Source organism: Dickeya ananatis, assembly GCF_019464615.1.
Classification (GTDB): Bacteria; Pseudomonadota; Gammaproteobacteria; order Enterobacterales; family Enterobacteriaceae; genus Dickeya; species Dickeya oryzae.
The window spans coordinates 3,897,783-3,919,636 of record NZ_CP040816.1; the positions used below are offsets into that span (position 1 = coordinate 3,897,783).

The window sequence follows — 21,854 nt, forward strand, 5'->3', positions numbered from 1 at the left end:
AGAGGCTGCTATGCCGTGGATTCAACTGAAAATTAATACCTCCGGCGCACATGCGGAGCAATTAGGCGACGCGCTGTCTGAAAGCGGTGCCGTCTCGGTCACGTTTCAGGACACGCATGACACGCCGGTGTTTGAACCCCTGCCGGGTGAAACCCGTTTGTGGGGCGATACCGACGTTATCGGCCTGTACGACGCCGAAACCGACATGGCCGAGGTGGTAGCCATACTGGAGCAGGAGCCGCTGCTCGGTGCCGGTTTCCAGCACAAAATCGAACAACTGGAAGACAAAGACTGGGAACGGGAATGGATGGAAAACTTTCATCCCATGCAGTTCGGCAAGCGACTGTGGATTTGCCCAAGCTGGCGTGACGTACCGGACCCAAATGCGGTCAATGTCATGCTGGACCCCGGTCTGGCATTCGGTACCGGCACCCATCCCACGACGTCGTTGTGCCTGCAATGGCTCGACGGGCTGGATCTGGATGGCAAAACCGTCATCGATTTTGGTTGCGGCTCCGGTATTCTGGCCATCGCCGCGTTAAAACTCGGTGCCGCGCATGCTATCGGCATCGATATCGACCCGCAGGCCATTCAGGCCAGCCGTGATAACGCTCAGCGTAACGGCGTGTCTGAACGGCTGGAGCTGTACCTGCCAAAAGATCAGCCCAAAGACTTATCTGCCGATGTGGTCGTCGCCAATATCCTGGCGGGTCCGCTGCGCGAGCTGGCCCCGCTTATCAGCGTGTTGCCAAAAGCAGGCGGCCATCTCGGTCTGTCCGGCATTCTGGCCTCACAGGCACAGAGCGTGGCGCAAGCCTATGAAGCGCAATTCCAGCTCGACCCGGTAGCAGAAAAAGAAGAGTGGTGCCGCATTACCGGTATCCGCAAACCGCTCTAATCGCGTTGTATTCACCTGACGGAACATCGCCGTTGCGTCAGGTGATTCGTACGGATATTTCGTTGGACAAACGGACTCCCCTTGCCATCAATCACTGTTTCTATGCGGTGAAACAGCATATTCAGGCGGATGTTTAATTTCTCCGTCGTGTACATAAAATCAGCGGAATAAAAATAACCTTTTGTTAATAAAGGAAAAATAAAAATAGCGCAGTAGCAATGCAACATTTCCTTGATCTGTTCCGCTCAATTGCTCAAAGTTTGGCCTTTCCTATCGCGTAAAAAATGCGTAATATACGCGCCCTTGCAGGCACAGTATGGTCACTCTTTGTCTATGCGCATTGGACAATTTCAGCTTCCCAATCGTTTGATTGCCGCCCCGATGGCGGGCGTAAGCGATCGCCCTTTCCGGGCACTCTGTTACGCGATGGGCGCTGGAATGACGGTTTCCGAGATGCTCTCTTCCAATCCGGAGGTGTGGCGTTCGGACAAATCGCGCTTGCGCATGGTGCATAGTGATGAGCCCGGTATCCGTGCAGTACAGATAGCCGGCGGTGATCCGGATGAGATGGCGGAAGCGGCGAGAATCAACGCCGAAAGCGGCGCGCAGATCATCGACATCAACATGGGATGCCCGGCCAAAAAGGTCAACCGCAAGATGGCGGGTTCCGCGCTGTTGCAGTATCCAGCGTTGGTCAAGCAGATCCTGACGGCGGTGGTAAACGCCGTCGATGTACCGGTCACGTTGAAGATTCGTACCGGCTGGGCACCAGAGCACCGTAACTGTGTAGAGATTGCCAAATTGGCTGAAGATTGTGGTATTCAGGCGCTGACCGTTCATGGACGCACGCGTGCGTGTCTGTTCAATGGCGAGGCGGAATACGACAGCATTCGGACAGTTAAGCAGAGTGTTTCCATTCCCATTATTGCGAATGGCGACATTACTGACCCGCGCAAAGCCAGAGCGGTTCTTGATTACACCGGGGCTGATGCCCTGATGATAGGACGAGCTGCTCAGGGAAGACCCTGGATCTTTCGGGAAATCCAGCATTATCTGGACACAGGGGAGTTGCTGCCGCCCCTGCCACTGGCAGAGGTCAAGCACTTGTTGATCGGGCATATACGGGAATTGCACGACTTTTATGGTCCAGGCAAGGGATTTCGTATAGCACGTAAGCACGTGTCCTGGTATCTCCAGGAGCACGCCCCAAACGACCAGTTTAGGCGCACATTCAACGCCATAGAGGACGCCAGCGAACAGCTGGAGGCGTTGAAGGCATATTTTGAAAATCTTGCGTAAACAGAAAAAGAGCTGACAGAACTATGTTCGAACAACGCGTGAATTCTGACGTACTGACCGTTTCCACTGTAAACTCTCAGGCTCAGGTAACCCAAAAACCCCTGCGCGACTCGGTTAAACAGGCACTGAAGAACTATTTCGCTCAACTGAATGGTCAGGACGTGAATGACCTGTATGAGCTGGTACTGGCTGAAGTAGAACAGCCGCTGTTGGACATGGTGATGCAATACACCCGCGGTAACCAGACCCGCGCTGCCTTGATGATGGGTATCAACCGCGGTACGCTGCGTAAGAAACTGAAAAAATACGGCATGAACTGATACTCATCCGTTCATCTCTGAAGAAAGGCGCTTCCCTCACGGCAAGCGCCTTTTTTATTGACGGTATCACGCCGTAGCCTGCGGTTTACAGACATGAGCCTCCTGACGCATCCAACACCTGCCCTGTTATCCAACGGGCATCCGCCGAGGCGAGGAACACCGCCACCGCCGCGACGTCCTGCGGTTGACCAAGACGTGAGAAAACGGAATAACGCTCTGCTTTCTGGCGAATGGCCGCATCCTCCAACATCGTTTTCACCATCTCGGTTTCCGTCACACCGGGTGCAATCGCATTAACAGTAATATGGCGTGTACCGTATTCCGGTGCCAGCGAGAGGGTCAGGACATTAATGGCACCTTTTGACGCGGCATATACCGCCCGGTTGGCCGCCGCAATTCGGGTACGTGCAGAAGAGATGTTGATAATGCACCCCCCGGAACGCAGATACGGCCCGGCCGACTGGATCAAGAAAAACGGGGCTGTCACGTTAATCGCCATGACCTTGTCGTACAGATCATCTGAGGTGTCTTCCACCGTCGCCAGAGGGGAGATACCAGCGTTATTAACCAGAATATCCAGGCCATCGCCCCCGGCCTGCTCAAGTGCCTGGTGGAATTGCGCCCAGAGCGCCCGGCTTTGTTGCTTCGGATCAACGGCGAAGTCAGCGGGTATCACCACCGCCTGCGCCCCCAGTTCCCGCGCTCTTGCTGCTGTTTCCTGCGCTGCGTGTGAATCGTCAATATCATGAATACCAATAAAAGCGGCACCCTCCGCCGCCAATCGCTCAACAATCGCTTTTCCAATGCCACGGGCCCCACCCGTCACCAATGCGGTTTTACCTTCCACCCGGTACTGATTTGTCATTCCCTTTTCTCCACTCTGCCGATGAGAAAACGCCCCTGTCGTCACACAGATAGCTTGTAATCGTGGTGGACTATTTAACGCACATCTTTTTTTCGCCCGCTAACGGCAAACTGTGATCACAATCGCATCAACAGATTATTGTCGCGTCGTCGACAAATATCAGTACAAACCATGTGGTTAATCAAAAAATAAACGATCAACATAGTCCTATAGTGTGATTATTCATCAGTACATGAGAACGTCCGTTATGAATGCGCACACCCCCTCCTTTAACGAAGAGAACCCTTCTGTGCCATCTTCAATACCGGTTGCGCCTTTCTCCCGTGAGGAGTGGGTATCAATCGGCATGTGCCTGCGTGATTTTTTTGCGTTTCCGGTATCTGGCTCGCTGTCTTCGGTCTGTACCCGCCTTCACACTCTCTGTCAGCACCGGGTGAGGCTACCCGTTAACCTGACGCAGGATGACTGGCTGGAAGTCGAGTATGACTTTAACCGCCTGTTCGTCGGCCCGATGACGCTGCCAGCGCCACCTTATGCCGGTATTTATCTGCATGCAGAGCCGCAAGTGATGGGGAAATGTACGCTGGAAGCCCGTCAGCTGTACCACCAACTCGGGTATGAGGTACCGCAGGAGAACTGCCTTCCTGACGACCATATCGCTTACGAGATTGACGCCTGTTTACTGCTCTTTTCCTGTCTCTATCCCACACCAGCACAGCATGACGCCCTGTACTGGCTGGCCCATGACCATCTGGGACAGTGGTTACCGCGTTTTATCGATCGCATCAACAACCATGCGCCAACACCGGTGATTTCATCGGTGGTCGACGTGCTATCGCTTTGGTTTTTCGATTTGCAACGGAGAACATCACATGCGTGACACCCCCAATTCCCCCGACAGACGGCGATTTATAAAAACACTCGCCATTACTGGTGTTGCGGCCAGCTTACCCGGTAGCTTGTTACTGCCTCGTCAGGCTCGTGCGCAAGCGCCTATTCCTTACAACCCGAACAGCTATACGATTTTCCGGAACTCATGTCCGCGAAACTGCTATGACACGTGCAGCCTGAAAACCTATGTGAAAGATGGCGTGATCGCCTACATTGACGGCGCAAAAGAGTCTACCTTCACCCACGGAATGCCTTGCCTTAAAGGGCTCACCTACCCTCGCCGCGTCTACAGCCCTGACCGGATCAAATACCCGATGATTCAGGATGGCCGCGGCTCAGGAAAATGGCGTCGCATCTCCTGGGACGAAGCGATGGAACGAATCGCCAACAAGATCCTGGAAATCAAAAAGAAAGACGGGTCATTACTGGGTCTGGCGCTCACCAAATATTCAGGAAACCTCGGCATCCTCAACTATGGCGTTGAAGGCATGATGTCCTCGCTGGGCTACACCACCCGTTTTGTCGGTACGCCGTGCTGGCCCGCCGGTATTGATGCCCAGAGCTACGACATGGGCGATATGTGGTGCAACGACCCTGAAGATTTGGCCAAATCCAAATACATCATTGTCTGGGGTGCTAACCCGGCCTGGTGCTCCCTGCACAGTATGAAATACCTCTATCAGGCGCGGGAGCGCGGAGCCAAAGTGGTGGTCATCGACCCCATTTTGACCCAGACCGCCGCCAAAGCAGATCTGTACTTACGGATCCGCCCCGCTTCCGACGGCGCACTGGCGCTGGGTATGGCACGACATCTGCTCGATAACGGGCTGGTTGATAACGAATTTGTCACGCAATATTCGCTGGGGTTCCCAGAGTTTGCGCAATACCTGCGGGAAAATGTCACAGTTGAATGGGCATCTGAACAATGTGGCTTGCCCGCACAAACGATTCGTCAGCTTGCAGAAGAATTTACTGCCGTCAAACCCGCGACAATCTGGATAGGCTACGGTATGCAGCGACACATCAATGGCGGCGCCAATGTGCGAGCCATTGACGCGCTGGTCGCCATGAGCGGCAACATCGGTCTGGAGGGCGGAGGTGCTCGCTACGGCCACCTCTACACCTGGGGGTTCAACTACCACGCCATGATGCAGAAACAACCCGCCGGTTCTGTCGGTTTTACTGGCCAGAGCGGGCCTAAAGGGGAGTTCGACTTCGGCGCTAAAGAAGCATCCAGCTATACCGATCGCAGCCTGAATATCAATAAAACCGCACAATCGATACTGGATACCAACGATCCGCCGATTCGCATGCTATGGGTGTCTTGCAAAAACCCACTCTCCCAAGATTTCGACCATAATAAGATGTTGAAAGCCTTCAATAAACTGGAGATGGTAGTCTGCGTAGATCAATTCTTCAATCAGACTGTGGAACAGGCCGATATCGTATTACCGGCGACCACACAGATGGAAGAGTGGAATATCTCGGTATCGTATTGGCACTACTGGCTGACTCTCAATCAGCCAGCGATTAAACCGATGTACGAATGCAAATCCGACCTGGACATCGCCGCTGCGCTTTCGCGCACCATGAACCGGTTATCTCCCGGCTCCTGCACCTTCCCGCAGGATATTGACGGCAAAGAATGGGTGGCAAAAGAGTTTAACGACAGCATCTACAAGCTGTTTGGTATCTCGTCATGGGAAACGTTGCTGGATGGTCCGGTCAAAGCCAAACTTCCACACCCAGCAGCCTGGCATGATCGCAAGTTCAAGACGCCGTCCGGCAAATACGAGTTTACATCAGCATTGTGTAAGGAGAATGGTCATACCCTGCTGCCCGAGTACCGGCCGGGAAGAGAGAAAAATTTACCGTTCCAGCTCTTCACCCCCCACACGCTATACGGCCTGCATTCTCAGTTCATCAATCTGGACTGGATGCAAGTCTTCTACCCGGAACCTTTTGTCTACCTCCACCCGGTAGCAGCGCAACAAAAAGGTATCCGTGAACTCGATTGGGTACGCGTCTTTAATGGCATTGGCGACGTCACCGTCAGAGCCAGACTGACCACCAACGTACCGCAAGACATGCTGCTGATGTACGAGGCCTGGTTTAACAAACAAGCGTTTAACGTACAAAACGTCGTCGATGATACCTCATCAGATATGGGAAAAATGAAGACGGGTGCGCCGGGCTCCGCCATTCACTGTCAGTTCGCTGATATCGCCTTAACGTCGGCACCGGCGCAAAGCAGAGTGATGGGAGGAACCCGAGCATGAGACGCGCATTCCTGGTCGATAGTGAAAAATGCATTGGGTGCCGTGGCTGCGCCATGGCCTGCAAAAGTTTTAATCAGTTAGAGCCGGATCTGTTCTGGCGCTATGTCTACCCACTGGGGAAATCCATCTACCCGCACGAAGAGAGGGCTTTTTATTCTCTGGCGTGCAATCACTGCGAGCATCCCGCCTGTCTGGATGCCTGCCCGGTCGAAGCCTATACCAAACGTGAAGACGGCATTGTGGTGCACGACCCGGCGCGCTGCATCGGTTGCAAAAACTGCCTGCGCAGCTGCCCCTACGGGGCACCTAAATTTAACGAAGTCACCCATAAGGCCGAAAAATGCAGCATGTGCTATGAGCGGTTGGATGTGGGGTTACAGACAGCCTGCATTGAAGCCTGTCCGGTGGGCGCATTAACCATGATAGACCTGGATGAACAGGCCGTTCCCGCCAACGCCGTACAATACCCGCCGGGCTACCCGGTTATGCCATCCCTGAATCCTGGAACGCGTTTCATCATGCCTCGCACGCCAAAACAGGCTGGAGAATAATCATGGAACACTATGAGCTACCTTTGGTTTTCTTTACATCACTAAGCCAAACCGCTGTTGGCATGTCGCTGTTTCTGGCCTGGCGGCGTCTGTGCGATCACGCGGTGCCACAACGCAAAGCCTGGTTCATCACTGGCGTGGTGCTAGCCGTGTCATTGATTGGCGCGACCTTCCATCTGGCAGACCCGTTGCACGGTTATAACGCCTTTATCAACCTCAAGCATTCATGGCTTAGCCGGGAAATTCTGGCGGCAATACTCTTTGCCGCCACTATCGCACTGGCACTGTTGACCGATGGAAAACAGGTGACGGTGATAGCGGCCGCCGTAATGGGGATCGTGCTGGTGATTGTGCAGGGGCTGACCTATGCAGCACCTGCGATGATCGCTATCAACAATGGACTCCCCATGATTTTATATTTGCTGACAGCCTGGGTGATGGGCGCGGCGGCCCTCCCGCTACTGGATAAAACGTCGGCCATTTCGCCCCTGCGTCACGGATTAACGTTGCTGATTCTGGCGCTGATCGCCGCACCGTTAATCTGGCGTAGCGGCGGAACGATCATGCGTATGACATCAGAGCAATGGGGGTCATCGCCATTTTTCTGGTGTGGGTTAGTCTGTTTTATCATTGCATTCGGCTTATCCTGCCAGCGGCAAAAAACAGCCGTCTCCGTCGCAACGGTCGTGATTGCGCTGCTGGGTATCTTCCTGAGTCGACTGACATTCTTTGGCGATACCATCAGCACTATCATCAACATCGGACAGCCTTACTGACAGAGAAAACACAGTGAACACCTACAGACAACACTGACAAAAAACAACGGGCCTGCCAAAAAGCGGGCCTGTTGGTTTCGCAGTACTCATCCTGCTCAGTTCAGATCACATTCCACCCAGATAGCGGCGTGATCCGAGGCGGCGGTATCCCAAGAGGTGACCGTCGGGAACGGTGTCACCGGATCTGCCCCTTCTTTCGCGGCAATCTTGTCGATGTTATAGATACCGCGCCGCTCAATGCCCCAGTCGACCTTTGCCTGATGTAACGGCGTGGAAATGAAAATATAGTCCAGTTGGTTCAAACGCTCGCCAGGCTTACCGCCGGAGAAGTAATAGGTATAGCGTGCTGTTTCCGGCAAAGTGGGATCGACCACCGGGTGCAAATCCGGCACGGAAAACAGCGGTGCCAGGCTGTGCCAGGGGTTGGCGCTATCCTCGTTTAAGTCCCCCATCACCACCACATACTCTTGCTGCAGGTTGTATCCGCGCACGATGTCGGCCACACGCTCCGCCTGAGCGTGCCGCCGTCTGGCAGCCCGTTCACGTTCCTCATCGTTACGCCCATTCTGGCTTTTGAAGTGGTTACATAGCACATGCACCGGCTGCGTCAGGCCAACATCAACCGTCACTTCCAGACAATCACGGCTAAACAGCGGGGAAAACGACGTGCTGGTATCAAAAATGTGGGTGCGTAGTTGGGTAATGCGGTGGCGCGTCAGGCAGGCTACATCAATACCGCGCGGATCATTCGGGCTATCTATCATGACATACTGAGCAAAGGCCTGGTCTGCCAGAATCTGCTGGTTGAAATCATGCAGCACCGCCATATTTTCCACTTCGGCCGCACACAGGATGTCAGCCTTCAGCGCGTTGATCACCAACCCGGTATTTTTTCGCTGCTGGTCGCTAAACGCCTCGGAACGAAAAACCAGCTCGCCTAACCAATCACCGCGTCCCCGGCAGCTTTTGTTAATCCGAAAGCCGGTCTTGCCAGCTTCACTTTTCCAGCTACCCAGCGAGCCGCCATCAACACGCAGGTCGATATAAGGCTGGAGATTACTGGTCAGGGTAAAAACCCGCTCTTTCAAGGCATCGTCATAGTTAGCATTTTCCAGCAGTGTTTGTAGCTGGCGTACTTTTTCAAGCAGTTCACTGCTTTGCTGGGGGTCAGGCAGGTTAAGAATCGCGGTACGATGAAACAGGTTTTCAACGTTATAGCTGGCAAGTCTGAGCTTCATAGCTCCTCCTCAGGCAACAGGCTATGGCGGGAAATAACAAGTCTGACAACCGATTGTTACCACCGTATATCACGACCGCCCGTCACACCGACCGGTGACACGCTGTGGTAAAAAATACTGCTACTCACTATATTCATAGCAGATATAAGCCATGTCTTTATGGACTTGGCAAACATCACGACATCACGTAAATTCGCAGCATTTCTGACTCGCAACGGCAACAGCCATATCTGGCAGGAACAATGATGAAAAAATCTCGCTTAGCATTACTTACCGGCGCTTTACTGGTTACCAGCGTACTGGCTCAGGCACAGGACGACCTTAGCGCTATCAAAGCCGCCGGTGTGATTAAATTCGGTACGGAAGGCACTTACGCGCCTTACACTTACCACGATGCCTCCGGCAAGTTAGTGGGTTTCGACGTAGACGTCGGCCGTGCGGTAGCAGAAAAACTGGGCGTAAAAGCAGAATTTGTTGAAGGCCGTTGGGATGGGCTTATCGCGGGTGTGGACGCCAAACGTTATGACGCCGTCATCAACCAGGTGGGTGTCACCAAAGAACGCCAGGTAAAATATGACTTCTCCAAACCGTACATTGATGCTAAATCCGTGCTGATCGTACGGGGTGATAACACCAGCATCAAATCGTTCAACGATCTGAAAGGTCATAAATCAGCCCAAAGCCTGACCAGTAACTATTCTAAACTGGCCACCAGCTACGGTGCAGAAATCGTCCCGACCGATGGCTTTAACCAGTCTCTAGAGTTGGTGCTGAGCGGTCGAGCGGAAGCGACCCTGAACGATAACCTGTCGTTCCTGGACTTCAAAAAACACAAGCCTGACGCCAATGTGAAAGTGGTCGCCACCGCAGAAAGCGGCGATCCATCCGCCATTCTGGTACGCAAAAACCAGCCGCAACTGGTTGATGCACTCAACAAAGCATTGGATCAAATCAAAGCAGACGGCACCTATAAGACGATTTCTGTGCGATACTTTGGACAAGACGTTTCCAAATAATGCATTGATATCGGAGTTATTGTAGATATGCCATCATGGCTACAACTTATGGCAGACTCCTTCTGGAGTCTGCTTTCCGCCGGGCTGACCTTCACCGTTCCTCTCGCGATTCTCTCCTTTATTCTCGGTTTGATGATCGGCGTATTGGTGGCGTTGTTGCGCCTGTACGGTGCCGCACCGCTCAAAAAGATCTGTGATTTTTATGTGTGGGTGGTTCGCGGCACGCCGCTGCTGGTCCAGCTCTTTCTGATTTTCTATGGCTTGCCCAATGCCGGTATCACGCTGGATGCCTTTCCGGCCGCGCTGATTGGCTTTAGCCTGAACGTGGGTGCCTACAGCTCAGAGATAGTACGTGGTGCGATTCTTTCCGTACCCAAAGGTCAGTGGAATGCGGCCTATTCGCTGGGTATGAGCGGCGCACAGGCTATTCGCTGGGTGATTGTGCCGCAGTCGGTATTCGTATCGCTGCCACCGTTGGCTAACACCTTTATTTCACTGGTCAAGGATACCTCACTGGCTGCCGTGATCACGGTGCCTGAAATGTTTCTGGCAGCGCAACGGATTGTCTCGGTCACTTATGAACCGCTCATCCTGTATATCGAAGCCGCACTCATCTACCTGATGTTCAGTACGGTACTGAGTAAATTGCAGGCGCGACTGGAAAAATACTATCAGCGTCACGTCGTGCATTAATCCTCGTTCGGCAGGCTGTCCAGCCTGCCACACTCATCAAGCCAGACTCGACATTTTCCCCGGTTTCCCGTAGCCTTCTTTTTTACCAGCCGGAGAATGTCATGAAACAGACTGTCAATATCGCGCTGATAGGTGACTACACCCCAGCCGTCACCGCTCATCAGGCTATACCCCTTGCTCTTGCCCTCGCTGCCCGCCAGTTGAATCTCACGATGCACTACCAATGGATAGACAGTGAACAGTTGTCGACCGCCCAGCTTCATGCCTTCGATGCAATTTGGTGCGTTCCTGCCAGCCCATACCGTCACGACGACAATATCCTGCAAGCCATTCGGTTTGCCCGCGAAACGCCTATCCCCTTTCTGGGCACCTGTGGCGGTTGCCAGTACGCCTTGCTGGAATATGCCCGCCATGCGCTAGGCTGGCACGACGCCAACAATGCGGAAGTGACCCTGGAAGGCCGATCGGTAATTACCCCGTTACAATGCGAAATGGTGGAAAAAGAGGGTGATATCCGTCTGTTGTCTGATTCACACATCGCCCGCGCCTACGGCCGTGAGGCGATCACCGAAGGCTATCGTTGCCGCTACGGCATTAATGAAGCGTTTCGGGATGCGTTCACGGCAGCTGGTATCCGGGTTTCCGGTGTGGATGACAACGGCGATATTCGCGCCATCGAAATCCTCGATCATCCCTTTTTCGTCGGTACCCTGTTTCAGCCGGAACGTGCTGCACTAAAACAGATAACGCCACCGTTGGCTATTGCTCTCCTTGAGGCAGCAGCAGCACATTAACCGCAGTTTTTTACACAAGTTGCACCAAATTGGATCGACAGGAGAACAATTCCACCATTTTGGTGCACCCTATGCCTTTGCTTTATCCCTCCATACCACCCATTTATCCCGATTCGCCACGGATAGGATTTAGTTTTCTGCCCATCTCACCATCATGACAAGCTGGCACCGTTTTTGCTTATTGTTAATGACGGTGTCCGGCTCATCATGCTGGCCCACTGACAGACAGAGCAGGCGCGGCCATGACTGCGCCACAACACAACAAGCACATTACAATTACATTAGGCACATACGATGATTATGAAAAAAGTGATTATGTCCACGCTGGTAGCCAGCGCTTCACTGTTTGCCTTCATCAATCAGGCACACGCGGGCGCAACGCTTGATGCCATTCAGAAGAAAGGTTTCGTACAGTGTGGTATCAGCGATGGACTTCCTGGTTTCTCGTATGCCGATGCCAACGGCAAATACTCCGGTATCGATGTTGACGTCTGCCGTGGCGTCGCGGCTGCCATTTTTGGTGATGCCAACAAAGTCAAATACACCCCACTGACAGCTAAAGAGCGCTTCACAGCCCTGCAGTCCGGCGAAGTGGATGTGCTGTCCCGTAACACCACCTGGACCTCATCCCGTGACGGTAGCATGGGCCTGCTGTTCACCGGCGTGACCTACTACGACGGTATCGGCTTCCTCGCTCATAACAAAGCCGGGCTGAAAAGCGCCAAAGAACTGGACGGTGCCACCGTGTGTATCCAGGCCGGTACCGACACCGAGCTGAACGTAGCCGACTACTTCAAGACCCACAATATGAAGTACACCCCGGTGACCTTTGACCGTTCTGACGAAAGCGCCAAAGCACTGGACTCCGGCCGTTGCGATACGCTGGCTTCCGATCAGTCTCAGTTGTACGCCCTGCGTATCAAACTGGGTAAACCGGCCGACTTCGTCGTGCTGCCGGAAGTGATCTCCAAAGAACCGTTGGGACCGGTTGTACGTCGTGGTGACGAAGACTGGTTTGCCATTGTTCGCTGGACACTGTTTGCCATGCTGGACGCCGAAGAGATGGGTGTGACCTCTCAAAACGTCGATCAGATGGCCGCCAAGCCGACCACTCCGGACATGGCACACCTGTTGGGTAAAGAAGGTAACTTCGGTAAAGATCTGAAATTGCCAAATGACTGGGCGTATAAAATCGTTAAGCAGGTCGGTAACTACGGTGAAGTGTTCGAGCGTAACGTAGGTCAGGGCAGTGAGCTGAAAATCAAGCGCGGCCTGAACGAACTGTGGAACAAAGGCGGTATCCAGTACGCCCCTGCTGTTCGCTAATTCTTGATGCAAAAACGGGCACGTGCTGCGAACCAGCCGTGCCCTTGCTTTATCCGTCACTGAGGCTCCAACATGCTGCAACGCCCAACCGTGAAAGGTGATTTATCACTGACTAATCCAGCGGTGCGCGCCTGGTTGTATCAAATCCTTGCTGTCATCATCGTGGTGGTTACCGCCGCTTACCTGCTGCACAATACCGTCACTAACCTCTCACAGCGTGGAATTACATCAGGTTTTGCCTTTTTAAATAACAGCGCTGGCTTTGGTATCGTTCAGCACCTGATTGACTACGATCAGGACGACACCTATGCTCGCGTTTTTGTTATTGGCCTGCTTAATACGTTGCTGGTTTCAGCCATCTGTATTATCTGCGCCTCACTGCTGGGGTTTATCGTCGGTCTGGCACGTCTGTCTGATAACTGGCTGCTGCGTAAACTTTCAACGATCTATATCGAAACGTTTCGTAACATCCCACCGTTACTGCAGATCTTCTTTTGGTATTTCGCGGTATTACGCAATCTGCCCGGCCCCCGTCAGGCCGTCAGCGCGTTCGATACCTTTTTTCTCAGCAACCGCGGCCTGTATATTCCAGCAGCGGGGTTTGGCCCAGGCGCACTCCCGTCTTTGCTTGCGCTGCTCGTCTCTCTGGGATGTGCAATCGCCTTGTATCGTCGGAATAAACGCTACCATGAGCTAACCGGTCAGCAACGCCGTTACTGGCCCATTCCTATCGCAATGTTGGCGGTACTGCTGGGTCTCTCTCATCTGGTTTTTGGCCGGGCACTGCACTGGGATTTTCCGGTCCTGAAAGGGTTTAACTTTAGCGGTGGCCTGGTGCTTATTCCGGAACTGGCGGCGCTGGCGCTGGCGTTATCGGTATATACCTCGTCATTTATTGCCGAGATCATTCGCTCAGGTATCCAGTCTGTTTCTCACGGGCAGCATGAAGCGGCACTGTCGCTGGGTCTGCCAAAACCGGTCACCTTACGCAAAGTTATCCTGCCACAGGCACTGCGCGTCATCATTCCGCCGTTGACCAGTCAATATCTGAACATCGTGAAAAACTCGTCACTGGCAGCTGCCATTGGCTACCCGGATATGGTGTCGCTGTTCGCCGGTACGGTTCTGAACCAGACCGGGCAAGCCATTGAGACCATTGCCATCACCATGTCGGTCTACCTGATTATCAGTCTGCTGATCTCATTACTGATGAACCTCTATAACCGGAAAATCGCCTTAATTGAGCGTTAAAGGAACAGGATGACTATGACAACACACACACCATCCAATCCGACGCCCATTAGCAACGCCATCGTCTGGGCACGACGGAACCTGTTCTCCAGTGTTACCAACAGCGTGTTGACGTTGGTCTGCCTGTGGTTACTGTGGACCCTGATCCCACCGTTACTAAATTGGGCTATCTTCAAGGCCAACTGGGTCGGTTCAACCCGTGCAGACTGCACCAGTGATGGTGCCTGCTGGGTATTCGTCCATGCCCGTTTCGAGCAATTCATGTACGGGCTTTATCCACGGGAAGAGCTCTGGCGCATTAACTTTGCGCTGGTACTGGCGTTGATCAGCATCCTGCCGATGTTCTGGCGTAATCTGCCACGCCGTGGCCGTTATATCGCCATCTGGTGCGTAGTCTATCCGCTACTTGCCTGGTGGTTGCTGTTCGGCGGCTTTGGTGGCCTGAGTCGGGTGGAAACCCGTCAGTGGGGTGGTCTGACACTGACTATCATCATCGCAGCGATCGGCATCGCAGGTGCGTTACCGCTGGGAATATTACTGGCACTGGGACGCCGTTCCAACATGCCGGTACTGCGCGCGCTATGCGTGATTTTCATCGAGTTCTGGCGCGGCGTTCCCCTGATCACAGTGCTGTTCATGTCCTCGGTGATGCTGCCTTTGTTCCTGACGGAAGGCACCAACATCGACAAACTACTGCGCGCCTTGGTTGGGGTAATTTTGTTCCAGTCGGCATATGTCGCAGAAGTGGTACGTGGCGGCTTACAGGCACTCCCGAAAGGACAATATGAAGCAGCGCAATCTCTGGCACTGGGATACTGGCGTATGCAGGGATTGGTCATTCTGCCCCAGGCGCTAAAGATGGTGATCCCCGGTCTGGTCAACACCATTATCGCCCTGTTCAAAGACACCAGTCTGGTAATCATCATCGGTTTGTTCGACCTGTTTAGCAGTATTCAGCAAGCAACTGTTGACCCGGCCTGGCTGGGGATGTCCACAGAAGGCTATGTTTTTGCTGCCATTATCTATTGGATCTTCTGCTTTAGCATGTCGCGCTATAGCCAGCATTTAGAAAAACGTTTTGATACTGGACATAAGTCCCATTGAGGTTATCCATGAACCAGGACACATTGACATCTTCATCCAACCACATGATTACACTGGAAAATGTGAACAAGTGGTATGGGCAGTTCCATGTACTGAAAGACATTAACCTGCAGGTCAGCCAAGGCGAGCGTATCGTGTTATGTGGGCCATCTGGCTCGGGCAAATCAACTACAATCCGTTGTATCAACCATTTGGAAGAGCACCAACAAGGTCGGATCGTCGTTGACGGCATCGAACTCAACCATGACAGCCGTAATATTGAGAAAGTCAGAACAGAAGTCGGCATGGTATTCCAGCACTTCAACCTGTTCCCGCATCTGACAGTTCTGCAAAACTGTACATTGGCCCCGTGCTGGGTGCGTAATATGCCGAAAAAAGAAGCGGAAGCATTGGCAATGCATTACCTGGAGCGTGTTCGTATCGCCGCCCATGCCCATAAATATCCGGGCCAGCTTTCCGGCGGCCAGCAACAGCGCGTTGCGATTGCCCGCTCACTGTGTATGAAACCGAAAATCATGCTGTTTGATGAACCGACATCCGCACTGGATCCGGAAATGGTCAAAGAGGTGCTGGATACCATGCTAGGTCTGGCAGAAGATGGTATGACTATGCTGTGCGTTACCCATGAAATGGGCTTCGCTCGCACGGTAGCTAACCGGGTGATCTTTATGGATCAGGGTGAGATCGTTGAACAAGCGCCGCCGGATATCTTCTTCGGTAGCCCACGTTCAGAACGCACACAAACGTTTCTGGCGCAAATCCTGCACTGATCACCGTCTACACAATACACAACGTCACACAACGTCCCAGCCCGCCCACGATGTGCGGGCTTTTTTATGTCCCCATTTTGCATATTAAAATCAGCGATAAATACTCTTCGGTTGACAGCACTGTCCGCTGAAGATGTTTTCATGCACACAGAACAAAACAGCAGGGTTGTATAGAGGAGAACGGATGAGGTATGAGAGCGAGGGTGGAACCGATGCGCGGGTGAAGAGGCTCGCGTATAAATCAGCGTAATCAAGGCACCGTATCAGAAGTGGCTGACCAGCTGTCTCAGGCTGCCACCTGGACGATACCCATTAAAATCCCGGTGTTAGCCGGGGCGCGCTGTGCGCGCTGACCCTGCTCAACCGGTCATTCATCCGCCCGGTCATTACCCCGCAAACCACAAAAAACAAAAGGCCCGGTCTTTCGACCGGGCCCTTCGCTCTGTTTGATGCCTGGCAGTTCCCTACTCTCGCATGGGGAGACCCCACACTACCATCGGCGCTACGGCGTTTCACTTCTGAGTTCGGCATGGGGTCAGGTGGGACCACCGCGCTCTCGCCGCCAGGCAAATTCTTTTGACGTCTTTCAACGTCCTGATTCTTCATGTCGCCGTGTATCGCTACACCACGCCATCCAATCCTCGAACAAGCTAAAAATTCCGTCTCTCTCACCAAAACACCTTCGGTGTTGTAAGGTTAAGCCTCTCGGGTCATTAGTACTGGTTAGCTCAACGTATCACTACGCTTACACACCCAGCCTATCAACGTCCTCGTCTCGAACGTCCCTTCCGGGGAATCAAGTTCCCAGGGAAGACTCATCTCGGGGCAAGTTTCCCGCTTAGATGCTTTCAGCGGTTATCTCTTCCGCACGTAGCTACCGGGCAGTGCCATTGGCATGACAACCCGAACACCAGCGGTGCGTTCACTCCGGTCCTCTCGTACTAGGAGCAACCCCCCTCAATCTTCCAACGCCCACGGCAGATAGGGACCGAACTGTCTCACGACGTTCTAAACCCAGCTCGCGTACCACTTTAAATGGCGAACAGCCATACCCTTGGGACCTACTTCAGCCCCAGGATGTGATGAGCCGACATCGAGGTGCCAAACACCGCCGTCGATATGAACTCTTGGGCGGTATCAGCCTGTTATCCCCGGAGTACCTTTTATCCGTTGAGCGATGGCCCTTCCATTCAGAACCACCGGATCACTAAGACCTGCTTTCGCACCTGCTCGAGCCGTCACTCTCGCAGTCAAGCTAGCTTATGCCTTTGCACTAACCTCCTGATGTCCGACCAGGATTAGCTAACCTTCGTGCTCCTCCGTTACTCTTTGGGAGGAGACCGCCCCAGTCAAACTACCCACCAGACACTGTCCCCAGCCCGGATGACGGGCCCAGGTTAGAACATCAAACATTAAAGGGTGGTATTTCAAGGTTGGCTCCATGCAGACTGGCGTCCACACTTCAAAGCCTCCCACCTATCCTACACATCAAGGCTCAAGGTTCAGTGTCAAGCTATAGTAAAGGTTCACGGGGTCTTTCCGTCTTGCCGCGGGTACACTGCATCTTCACAGCGAGTTCAATTTCACTGAGTCTCGGGTGGAGACAGCCTGGCCATCATTACGCCATTCGTGCAGGTCGGAACTTACCCGACAAGGAATTTCGCTACCTTAGGACCGTTATAGTTACGGCCGCCGTTTACCGGGGCTTCGATCAAGAGCTTCTCCTTACGGATAACCCCATCAATTAACCTTCCGGCACCGGGCAGGCGTCACACCGTATACGTCCACTTTCGTGTTTGCACAGTGCTGTGTTTTTATTAAACAGTTGCAGCCAGCTGGTATCTGCGACTCCCGTCAGCTCCATCCGCAAGGGACTTCACCAACAGGAGCGTGCCTTCTCCCGAAGTTACGGCACCATTTTGCCTAGTTCCTTCACCCGAGTTCTCTCAAGCGCCTGAGTATTCTCTACCTGACCACCTGTGTCGGTTTGGGGTACGATTCAATGTTACCTGATGCTTAGAGGCTTTTCCTGGAAGCAGGGCATCTGTCACTTCAGCACCGTAGTGCCTCGTCATCACGCCTCAGTGTTGACAGCAGACCGGATTTGCCTGGTCCACCCACCTGCACGCTTAAACCGGGACAACCGTCGCCCGGATGACATAGCCTTCTCCGTCCCCCCTTCGCAGTAACACCAAGTACAGGAATATTAACCTGTTTCCCATCGACTACGCTTTTCAGCCTCGCCTTAGGGGTCGACTCACCCTGCCCCGATTAACGTTGGACAGGAACCCTTGGTCTTCCGGCGTGCGGGTTTTTCACCCGCATTATCGTTACTTATGTCAGCATTCGCACTTCTGATACCTCCAGCAGCCCTCACAGGCCACCTTCACCGGCTTACAGAACGCTCCCCTACCCAACAACACATAGTGTCGCTGCCGCAGCTTCGGTGCATGGTTTTAGCCCCGTTACATCTTCCGCGCAGGCCGACTCGACCAGTGAGCTATTACGCTTTCTTTAAATGATGGCTGCTTCTAAGCCAACATCCTGGCTGTCTGGGCCTTCCCACATCGTTTCCCACTTAACCATGACTTTGGGACCTTAGCTGGCGGTCTGGGTTGTTTCCCTCTTCACGACGGACGTTAGCACCCGCCGTGTGTCTCCCGTGATAACATTCTTCGGTATTCGCAGTTTGCATCGGGTTGGTAAGCCGGGATGGCCCCCTAGCCGAAACAGTGCTCTACCCCCGAAGATGAGTTCACGAGGCGCTACCTAAATAGCTTTCGGGGAGAACCAGCTATCTCCCGGTTTGATTGGCCTTTCACCCCCAGCCACAAGTCATCCGCTAATTTTTCAACATTAGTCGGTTCGGTCCTCCAGTTAGTGTTACCCAACCTTCAACCTGCCCATGGCTAGATCACCGGGTTTCGGGTCTATACCCTGCAACTAGACGCCCAGTTAAGACTCGGTTTCCCTGCGGCTCCCCTATTCGGTTAACCTTGCTACAGAATATAAGTCGCTGACCCATTATACAAAAGGTACGCAGTCACACCTAAAAGGTGCTCCCACTGCTTGTACGTACACGGTTTCAGGTTCTATTTCACTCCCCTCGCCGGGGTTCTTTTCGCCTTTCCCTCACGGTACTGGTTCACTATCGGTCAGTCAGGAGTATTTAGCCTTGGAGGATGGTCCCCCCATGTTCAGACAGGATACCACGTGTCCCGCCCTACTCATCGAACTCACGACCTGTGCATCTTCGTGTACGGGACTGTCACCCTGTACCGTGCGCCTTTCCAGACGCTTCCACTGACACACAAGCCGATTCAGGTTCTGGGCTCCTCCCCGTTCGCTCGCCGCTACTGGGGGAATCTCGGTTGATTTCTTTTCCTCGGGGTACTGAGATGTTTCAGTTCCCCCGGTTCGCCTCATTAACCTATGGATTCAGTTAATGATAGTGTGACAAGTCACACTGGGTTTCCCCATTCGGGTATCGTCGGGTATAACGGTTCATATCACCTTGCCGACGCTTTTCGCAGATTAGCACGCCCTTCATCGCCTCTGACTGCCTAGGCATCCACCGTGTACGCTTAGTCGCTTAACCTCACAACCCGAAAGTGTCTCGGGATGCGAGTATTTTGAGAGACTCGAACAACACATGAATTCTCATTCACATGCTGTCGTTTCAATTTTTCAGCTTGTTCCGGATTGTTAAAGAGCAGAATACTTCGCAGCATACTGTTGCCAGTACACTCTGAAGTCATTCGTAAATGGTGGAGCTATGCGGGATCGAACCGCAGACCTCCTGCGTGCAAAGCAGGCGCTCTCCCAGCTGAGCTATAGCCCCATAGAATGCAACACGTAAACCTTTACCCGCCATTTCTTCTGAGACAAGGCGTGGAATAACGACGCATACATCAATATGCGAGTGATGTCACAACGCAGTATCAGGAGAAATCTGGTAGGCCTGAGTGGACTTGAACCACCGACCTCACCCTTATCAGGGGTGCGCTCTAACCACCTGAGCTACAAGCCTATAAGGTTTTACTGCTCATCTTCTTCATCAGACAATCTGTGTGGACACCACGCAGGCACTTCTACTCGGTAAGGAGGTGATCCAACCGCAGGTTCCCCTACGGTTACCTTGTTACGACTTCACCCCAGTCATGAATCACAAAGTGGTAAGCGCCCTCCCGAAGGTTAAGCTACCTACTTCTTTTGCAACCCACTCCCATGGTGTGACGGGCGGTGTGTACAAGGCCCGGGAACGTATTCACCGTAGCATTCTGATCTACGATTACTAGCGATTCCGACTTCATGGAGTCGAGTTGCAGACTCCAATCCGGACTACGACGTACTTTATGAGGTCCGCTTGCTCTCGCGAGGTCGCTTCTCTTTGTATACGCCATTGTAGCACGTGTGTAGCCCTACTCGTAAGGGCCATGATGACTTGACGTCATCCCCACCTTCCTCCGGTTTATCACCGGCAGTCTCCCTTGAGTTCCCACCCGAAGTGCTGGCAACAAAGGATAAGGGTTGCGCTCGTTGCGGGACTTAACCCAACATTTCACAACACGAGCTGACGACAGCCATGCAGCACCTGTCTCACAGTTCCCGAAGGCACTCCAGCATCTCTGCCGGATCCTGTGGATGTCAAGAGTAGGTAAGGTTCTTCGCGTTGCATCGAATTAAACCACATGCTCCACCGCTTGTGCGGGCCCCCGTCAATTCATTTGAGTTTTAACCTTGCGGCCGTACTCCCCAGGCGGTCGATTTAACGCGTTAGCTCCGGAAGCCACGGTTCAAGACCACAACCTCCAAATCGACATCGTTTACAGCGTGGACTACCAGGGTATCTAATCCTGTTTGCTCCCCACGCTTTCGCACCTGAGCGTCAGTCTTCGTCCAGGGGGCCGCCTTCGCCACCGGTATTCCTCCAGATCTCTACGCATTTCACCGCTACACCTGGAATTCTACCCCCCTCTACGAGACTCTAGCCTGTCAGTTTTGAATGCAGTTCCCAGGTTAAGCCCGGGGATTTCACATCCAACTTAACAGACCGCCTGCGTGCGCTTTACGCCCAGTCATTCCGATTAACGCTTGCACCCTCCGTATTACCGCGGCTGCTGGCACGGAGTTAGCCGGTGCTTCTTCTGCGGGTAACGTCAATGGGTAAAGGTATTAACCTTACCCCCTTCCTCCCCGCTGAAAGTGCTTTACAACCCGAAGGCCTTCTTCACACACGCGGCATGGCTGCATCAGGGTTTCCCCCATTGTGCAATATTCCCCACTGCTGCCTCCCGTAGGAGTCTGGACCGTGTCTCAGTTCCAGTGTGGCTGGTCATCCTCTCAGACCAGCTAGGGATCGTCGCCTAGGTGAGCCTTTACCCCACCTACTAGCTAATCCCATCTGGGCACATCCGATGGCAAGAGGCCCGAAGGTCCCCCTCTTTGGTCTTGCGACGTTATGCGGTATTAGCTACCGTTTCCAGTAGTTATCCCCCTCCATCAGGCAGTTTCCCAGACATTACTCACCCGTCCGCCGCTCGCCGGCGGGGAAGCAAGCTTCCCCCCGCTGCCGCTCGACTTGCATGTGTTAGGCCTGCCGCCAGCGTTCAATCTGAGCCATGATCAAACTCTTCAATTTAAAGTTTGATGTGTTTTCCGAAGAAAACGGTGCTCAAAGAATTTACTGTTTATTCGTAATGAATTAACTGTTGTCACTCTTCAAGACTTTCACTAAATATTTTTAGTGAAGTGTCCTGCGAGTGCCCACACAGATTGTCTGA

Annotated in this window: 16 protein-coding genes, 2 tRNA genes and 3 rRNA genes; 14 read left to right on the plus strand and 7 right to left on the minus strand. The window is 53.2% G+C overall.

Annotation, left to right across the window (positions count from 1 at the left end; translation table 11 throughout):
* Positions 1–10 precede the first annotated feature (10 nt).
* From prmA to fis, 3 genes are all read left to right on the plus strand, one after another.
* Positions 11–898, plus strand: coding sequence for a 50S ribosomal protein L11 methyltransferase (prmA, locus tag FGI04_RS17345; RefSeq protein WP_407337035.1), 888 nt, complete (start codon positions 11–13; stop codon positions 896–898).
* A gap of 333 nt (positions 899–1,231) precedes the next feature.
* A complete protein-coding gene (gene dusB, locus FGI04_RS17350; protein ID WP_038906775.1) occupies positions 1,232–2,197 on the plus strand; it encodes a tRNA dihydrouridine synthase DusB in 966 nt (321 codons plus the stop codon).
* Positions 2,198–2,220: 23 nt separating this feature from the next.
* A complete protein-coding gene (gene fis / locus FGI04_RS17355; protein ID WP_012883002.1) occupies positions 2,221–2,517 on the plus strand; it encodes a DNA-binding transcriptional regulator Fis in 297 nt (98 codons plus the stop codon).
* 85 nt (positions 2,518–2,602) lie between these two features.
* On the opposite strand, the gene FGI04_RS17360 is transcribed toward fis, so the two are convergent.
* Positions 2,603–3,382 (minus strand): SDR family NAD(P)-dependent oxidoreductase, encoded by a 780-nt coding sequence (locus FGI04_RS17360; protein WP_342698995.1) that lies wholly within the window; start codon positions 3,380–3,382, stop codon positions 2,603–2,605.
* Positions 3,383–3,629: 247 nt separating this feature from the next.
* Here FGI04_RS17360 and FGI04_RS17365 point away from each other — a divergent pair, with 247 nt between their 5' ends.
* From FGI04_RS17365 to FGI04_RS17380, 4 genes are read left to right on the plus strand one after another with little or no spacing between them, the layout of a single operon-like run.
* Positions 3,630–4,262 (plus strand): TorD/DmsD family molecular chaperone, encoded by a 633-nt coding sequence (locus FGI04_RS17365; RefSeq protein ID WP_407337036.1) that lies wholly within the window; start codon positions 3,630–3,632, stop codon positions 4,260–4,262.
* Positions 4,255–6,552, plus strand: a complete 2,298-nt coding sequence (locus FGI04_RS17370) for a molybdopterin-dependent oxidoreductase (RefSeq protein WP_407337037.1) — start codon at positions 4,255–4,257, stop codon at positions 6,550–6,552. The genes FGI04_RS17365 and FGI04_RS17370 overlap by 8 nt, the downstream gene beginning before the upstream one ends.
* Positions 6,549–7,103 carry a 4Fe-4S dicluster domain-containing protein gene (locus FGI04_RS17375; protein WP_342698998.1) on the plus strand — a complete coding sequence of 185 codons (555 nt, stop codon included), beginning with the start codon at positions 6,549–6,551 and terminating at the stop codon, positions 7,101–7,103. The genes FGI04_RS17370 and FGI04_RS17375 overlap by 4 nt, the downstream gene beginning before the upstream one ends.
* A gap of 2 nt (positions 7,104–7,105) precedes the next feature.
* Positions 7,106–7,879 (plus strand): dimethyl sulfoxide reductase anchor subunit family protein, encoded by a 774-nt coding sequence (locus FGI04_RS17380; RefSeq protein WP_342698999.1) that lies wholly within the window; start codon positions 7,106–7,108, stop codon positions 7,877–7,879.
* A 95-nt stretch (positions 7,880–7,974) separates the two neighbouring features.
* Here the strand turns inward: FGI04_RS17380 and FGI04_RS17385 are convergent, their stop codons facing one another.
* Positions 7,975–9,117, minus strand: a complete 1,143-nt coding sequence (locus FGI04_RS17385; protein ID WP_342699000.1) for an endonuclease/exonuclease/phosphatase family protein — start codon at positions 9,115–9,117, stop codon at positions 7,975–7,977.
* Positions 9,118–9,362: 245 nt separating this feature from the next.
* Here FGI04_RS17385 and FGI04_RS17390 point away from each other — a divergent pair, with 245 nt between their 5' ends.
* The 7 genes from FGI04_RS17390 (at position 9,363) to FGI04_RS17420 (ending at position 16,071) form a co-directional block, all read left to right on the plus strand.
* Positions 9,363–10,133: an amino acid ABC transporter substrate-binding protein gene (locus FGI04_RS17390; protein ID WP_023638691.1), complete on the plus strand. Its 771-nt coding sequence runs from the start codon at positions 9,363–9,365 to the stop codon at positions 10,131–10,133.
* Between the two features lie 27 nt (positions 10,134–10,160).
* Positions 10,161–10,826 (plus strand): amino acid ABC transporter permease, encoded by a 666-nt coding sequence (locus FGI04_RS17395; protein ID WP_342699002.1) that lies wholly within the window; start codon positions 10,161–10,163, stop codon positions 10,824–10,826.
* A 101-nt stretch (positions 10,827–10,927) separates the two neighbouring features.
* Complete coding sequence (locus FGI04_RS17400) at positions 10,928–11,620, plus strand: CTP synthase C-terminal region-related (seleno)protein (RefSeq protein ID WP_342699003.1); 693 nt, start codon at positions 10,928–10,930, stop codon at positions 11,618–11,620.
* A 300-nt stretch (positions 11,621–11,920) separates the two neighbouring features.
* Positions 11,921–12,946: an amino acid ABC transporter substrate-binding protein gene (locus FGI04_RS17405; protein WP_023638688.1), complete on the plus strand. Its 1,026-nt coding sequence runs from the start codon at positions 11,921–11,923 to the stop codon at positions 12,944–12,946.
* A gap of 72 nt (positions 12,947–13,018) precedes the next feature.
* Positions 13,019–14,197 (plus strand): amino acid ABC transporter permease, encoded by a 1,179-nt coding sequence (locus FGI04_RS17410; RefSeq protein WP_342699004.1) that lies wholly within the window; start codon positions 13,019–13,021, stop codon positions 14,195–14,197.
* Between the two features lie 9 nt (positions 14,198–14,206).
* Complete coding sequence (locus FGI04_RS17415; RefSeq protein ID WP_407274402.1) at positions 14,207–15,301, plus strand: amino acid ABC transporter permease; 1,095 nt, start codon at positions 14,207–14,209, stop codon at positions 15,299–15,301.
* An 8-nt stretch (positions 15,302–15,309) separates the two neighbouring features.
* Complete coding sequence (locus tag FGI04_RS17420; RefSeq protein WP_012882989.1) at positions 15,310–16,071, plus strand: amino acid ABC transporter ATP-binding protein; 762 nt, start codon at positions 15,310–15,312, stop codon at positions 16,069–16,071.
* A 451-nt stretch (positions 16,072–16,522) separates the two neighbouring features.
* Here the strand turns inward: FGI04_RS17420 and rrf are convergent.
* The 5 genes from rrf to FGI04_RS17445 all read right to left on the minus strand — a co-directional run bounded on the left by rrf (position 16,523) and on the right by FGI04_RS17445 (position 21,712).
* Positions 16,523–16,638, minus strand: a 5S ribosomal RNA gene (gene rrf, locus FGI04_RS17425).
* A 125-nt stretch (positions 16,639–16,763) separates the two neighbouring features.
* Positions 16,764–19,669 (minus strand): 23S ribosomal RNA (locus tag FGI04_RS17430).
* A 167-nt stretch (positions 19,670–19,836) separates the two neighbouring features.
* A tRNA-Ala gene (locus tag FGI04_RS17435) sits at positions 19,837–19,912 on the minus strand.
* Between the two features lie 112 nt (positions 19,913–20,024).
* Positions 20,025–20,101, minus strand: a tRNA-Ile gene (locus FGI04_RS17440).
* A 69-nt stretch (positions 20,102–20,170) separates the two neighbouring features.
* Positions 20,171–21,712 (minus strand): 16S ribosomal RNA (locus FGI04_RS17445).
* Together the 16S, 23S and 5S rRNA genes with 2 tRNA genes alongside form the textbook arrangement of a ribosomal RNA operon.
* Positions 21,713–21,854 lie beyond the last annotated feature (142 nt).